At 63.6% G+C, this 3,877-nt stretch carries 3 protein-coding genes; all 3 read right to left on the bottom strand.

Annotated elements, in window-relative coordinates; genetic code table 11:
* Nucleotides 1–27: 27 nt before the first annotated feature.
* Nucleotides 28–1,803: a TolC family outer membrane protein gene (locus tag CEY05_RS23300; RefSeq protein WP_233161673.1), complete on the bottom strand. Its 1,776-nt coding sequence runs from the start codon at nt 1,801–1,803 to the stop codon at nt 28–30.
* Nucleotides 1,796–2,695 carry a hypothetical protein gene (locus CEY05_RS23295; protein ID WP_233161672.1) on the bottom strand — a complete coding sequence of 300 codons (900 nt, stop codon included), beginning with the start codon at nt 2,693–2,695 and terminating at the stop codon, nt 1,796–1,798. Before CEY05_RS23295 ends, CEY05_RS23300 begins: the two co-directional genes overlap by 8 nt.
* Nucleotides 2,696–2,756: 61 nt before the next feature.
* Nucleotides 2,757–3,551, bottom strand: a complete 795-nt coding sequence (locus CEY05_RS23290; protein ID WP_088599648.1) for a SapC family protein — start codon at nt 3,549–3,551, stop codon at nt 2,757–2,759.
* Between the last annotated feature and the right edge of the window lie 326 nt (nt 3,552–3,877).

Raw genomic sequence — 3,877 nt, 5'->3', positions numbered from 1 at the left:
GTCGTTGCTCTTGTCGTTGTCTTGTTCTTACAGCACTGCGCTGCTGATCGCCGCGATGTCCATGCCGCTCAATACGCCGGCCGCCTGCTTCAGCTTCAGCGTATCCAGCAGGTAGTTGTAGCGAGCTTCCGCTTCCTGGCGCTTGGCGTTGTACAAGTTGCGGGTGGCGTCCAGCACCGCGACGATGTCGTTCAGTCCGGACTTGTAGCCCGCCTGCTTCAGGTCCAGGGCCTGCTGGAAGGCCTGCACCGAACTGCCCAGCGCCTTGATCCGGTCCACGCTGGCCAGAATGCTTTGCAGCGAGGTCAGCACCTGGCGCTGCACCTTGCGCCGCGTCAGGCTCAGTTGCGTCTGCGCCGTACCCAGGCGGCTGGCCGCCGCGTGGGTCATGCCGTAGGTGTAGCCGCCCTGGAACACGGGGATGATCAGGTTCAGCTGGGCGCGCGTGTCCTGCACCGTGCTGCCCCCACCGAAGAGGGAGCCGCCCGTTTCATTACGGCCGCTGGAAACCTTCATGTTCAGGCTGGGCAGATAGCCCGCCTTCTGCACCGACACCTCGCGCTCGGCCACCGACACGGCGGCCGCCGCCGCGCGGATGGACCAGTTTTGTTCCAGCGACTTCTGCACCCAGGCATCGGGATTCAGCGGCTGCGGCACCACGGGGCGCAGGTCCTTGCGTATCGGCAGCAAGGGCACATCGCCATAACCGATGATTTCCTGCAAGGCCTGTTGCTTGTCGAACAGGTCGTTCTTCACCAGCAGATAGTTGGCGTCCTGCACGTCAAGCCGGCCTTGTACTTCGCTGACGCCCACCTGGGTCACCTGGCCGGCGCGGAACTTGGCCTGCACCAGTTCCATCTGGCTGCGCGTCATGCTGCGTTCGGCCTCGGTCAATTCGATCTGGTCCTGCGCGGCCAGTATGCTCAGGTACGCGGTGGCCGTGCGCAGCATCAGGTCCTGTTGCGCGTAGGCAAAGTTGGCGACTTCCTTGCGCTCGGTGTCCTGCGCCTGGCGCCACTTCTGGAAGGCAGCCGGATCGTAGATGGGTTGCGTCAGGGTCAAGGCATAGCCGTTGTCGCCCCAGGAGGCACGGCCCTGCTGGTAGACCGAGTTCTCGCTCTTGACGACGTTCTGGCTTTCGCGCGCGTAGTTGGCTTCGACGTTCACATTGGGCAGCAAGGCCGCGCGTGCGGCGGTCACGCCGTAACCCACGGCCTGCATTTCGCCGTAGGCGCCGCGCAGCGTGGGATCATTGTCCAGCGCCATCGCGAACACCTGCTGCAAGGACAAGGGACCGTCGGCGGGCAGCTTGGCGCTGTCGTAAGCCTTCATCTTTTCCGGATCGATGTCGGCGGGTGCCGGCATGACCAGGGTCTGGTCCAGGCGCGGCGCCGGCTTGGTCGGCACGCTGTCCAACTGCTCGCCGGCGCGCGGCTTGAGGGGCGGCGTGCTGCCCGGCTTGTTGGAGATGGTGTCGCTGGCGCCCTTGAACACGCCATCGCCGGCAGCGGGCTCGCCACCCATGACGAGTTCGCCGGAAGCGGTCTTGATACCCGAAGACGCTTGCTGCTTGTCACCGGCCTTGCCGGCCTGCGCGGCGTTGGCTACCGTGTCGGCGTCCTGCTCCGACTCGACTCGCGAGCCGATGTAGTCCTTGCCTGGATCGCTGCGCGGCGGCGCCGACGGCAGGCCAGTGCAGCCAGCCAGGCCGACGATGGCTGCCAACATGGCCGGCGCAAGCGCCACGCGGCGCTCGGCTTGCACAGGTTGCTGCGTGCTCGTGTTTTTCTTGTTCTTAGTCATAGTAGACCGTCATAAATTCATTGCCGTCCCTGGCACTGCCAGCGGCCAGGCTATAGATGCTGCGAGGTTCGTCTGGTACGAAAAATTCCAGCACGCCGGCCGGTGGCAGCGCGAAGCTGGAAGCCACGCGCAGCAGGTCGGGGATGTGCGATCGCAGCGGCAGGTCGGCGCCACGGAACGTCACGGTGAAGGATTCCCGGCGCGTATCGGCTTCATCCACTTCCAGGAACATGAAGCCGGCCGGGTCAGCGGCTGCGCTCGCCGCGCCGATGATGTCCGCCGCCACGTGGCGCGCCACCGGATTGGCAAGGCTGGCCAGATAGGGCTGCAGGTGCCGGTCGAAAGCCGCGCGGTTGTCCAGGTGGCGCATGCGATATGTGGTGATGGCCGCTTCACGGCCCGTCGCGGGATGCCATTTGTAGCCGCAGCCCAGCGGCAACACCCCATGCTGGCGCAACGCGTCGGGCGTGGGCATGAACTCCACATAGACGCGATAAGTCCCCGCGCCCATGCCCTCCTCCGGTTCATAGGCGAAGAAGATGGCGCGCGCGTGATCCATGTCCTGCAGGATGCGCAGCCACAGCCCTTGCGGTATGGCCAGCAGGCGGGGCAACGCCGCGAAGACGATGCCGTCCCAGTTCTGCCGGGCGATGCCCAGCAAAAAGCGGTTGCCCACCAGGCCGGCCATGGAAAACTTCAGCGACCACTCCACGCCATCGATCTGGCGGCCATGAAACGCCGAAATCAGGCGGTCGGCCCACACGCGCTGCTCGCCCCTGAGCGTGTGCAGCGGGATGTGTTGCTCCGCCCCGGTGTCCGCTGGCGTCGCGCCGGAAGACGCCGCCGCGGCTGCGGGAACGACGGGAGGAGTCAGGATCGCAGTCGTCGGCATGGCGTCGTTCGCGAGGTGATCAAGTGGCGGGGGACACCCGCGGTCAACCCATGCCGGGCATTCACGCCGGCGCAGGGCCTTTCGGTGCGACGTCGGTGGAGGATTCGATGTCCTTGCGGCTCTGTTCCTGCTGGCGGCGGCGCTCATCCAGGCGTGCGGCCAGGCGCTGCACATTGCCCAGCGAGGCGCGATGCAGCTCGATCAGGCGCAGCAGTCCCGAACGGAACAGTTCGACGACGCGCTGGTCGTCCAGGCCGGCCAGCTTCTGGTCGTCCACCACCCAGAAGCCGCTGAGGTAGTGGTCACGGCCACCCTGCGAGATGGTGATCGACTTCGAGACGATCAGGCCCAGCTCGTGCAGGCGGTTGGCCATCTTCTTCGTCACTTCCATTTCGTCCTGGAAGGCGCGCAGGAACTCCATCATCTGGGCCAGATAAGGGGTTTCCTTGTCGCCGTCGAACAGGGCGACACCATCCTGCTGATTCAAGCCGGGATAGGACTCGTCGATGCAGACGGCCAGCCGGCTTTCATCGTTGGTCGTGCCCAGGACGAAGGGGTAGCGGCGCGCGAACGCCGGCACATAGCATTCGGCAGCCCACGTGCCCTGGTCGGTGACGAACAGATTGCTCTTGTCTTCCAGGCCCAGCAGCACGGCCACGTGAAAGGAGCCGGGCGCATCGCCGACGAACACGATGGGATAGTGGCGGCCAGCATCGGCGAATTCGCTGGCAGAGATCGGCAGCGCGTTGGTTTCCCGGGCAAATGCGTAGTGGTCGGGCTGGATCTGAATGCGGGTTTCGCGATGCGTAGACCGGTCCAGCGCTACTGCGCGCTCATAGAAAACGGCTGCTGACATATGCTTACTCTCCACCAAATAATTGTGTCATTGCGGCACATTTAATCATGAAGATGTTGCACATTACGAACTTGCTCAGGGTGATTTGGTATCCATTCTGAAAAGAAACGACTTAATTTCAAAATATGTTATAGATGAGTAGAAATTCTCCGGGGAGTTTGATCGAGCGTCTCAAATCACTCACTTATTTACGGAGAATTTCCCTCTAGAACTAGCGATTTCCCTGAGGTAAAAAACCAACGGCCGAGCACGAAGGGATGAGGGTCGGACGATCGCAATATTGCGACATCTCGGTCAGCGGAAGACCATCCGGGGCGCTGATCGAC

Source organism: Achromobacter sp. HZ34 (assembly GCF_002209485.1).
In the GTDB taxonomy this organism is placed as follows: Bacteria; Pseudomonadota; Gammaproteobacteria; order Burkholderiales; family Burkholderiaceae_B; genus Bordetella_C.
Note: the sequence above shows the minus strand (reverse complement) of the source record. Positions and strands in the feature narration are given on the sequence as shown.

Bases quoted from the DNA above. Each gene is read 5' to 3' on its own strand.
- CEY05_RS23290 (WP_088599648.1), bottom strand. From the start codon at position 3,551: ATGTCAGCAGCCGTTTTCTATGAGCGCGCAGTAGCGCTGGACCGGTCT.
- CEY05_RS23300 (WP_233161673.1), bottom strand. From the start codon at position 1,803: ATGACTAAGAACAAGAAAAACACGAGCACGCAGCAACCTGTGCAAGCC.
- CEY05_RS23295 (WP_233161672.1), bottom strand. From the start codon at position 2,695: ATGCCGACGACTGCGATCCTGACTCCTCCCGTCGTTCCCGCAGCCGCG.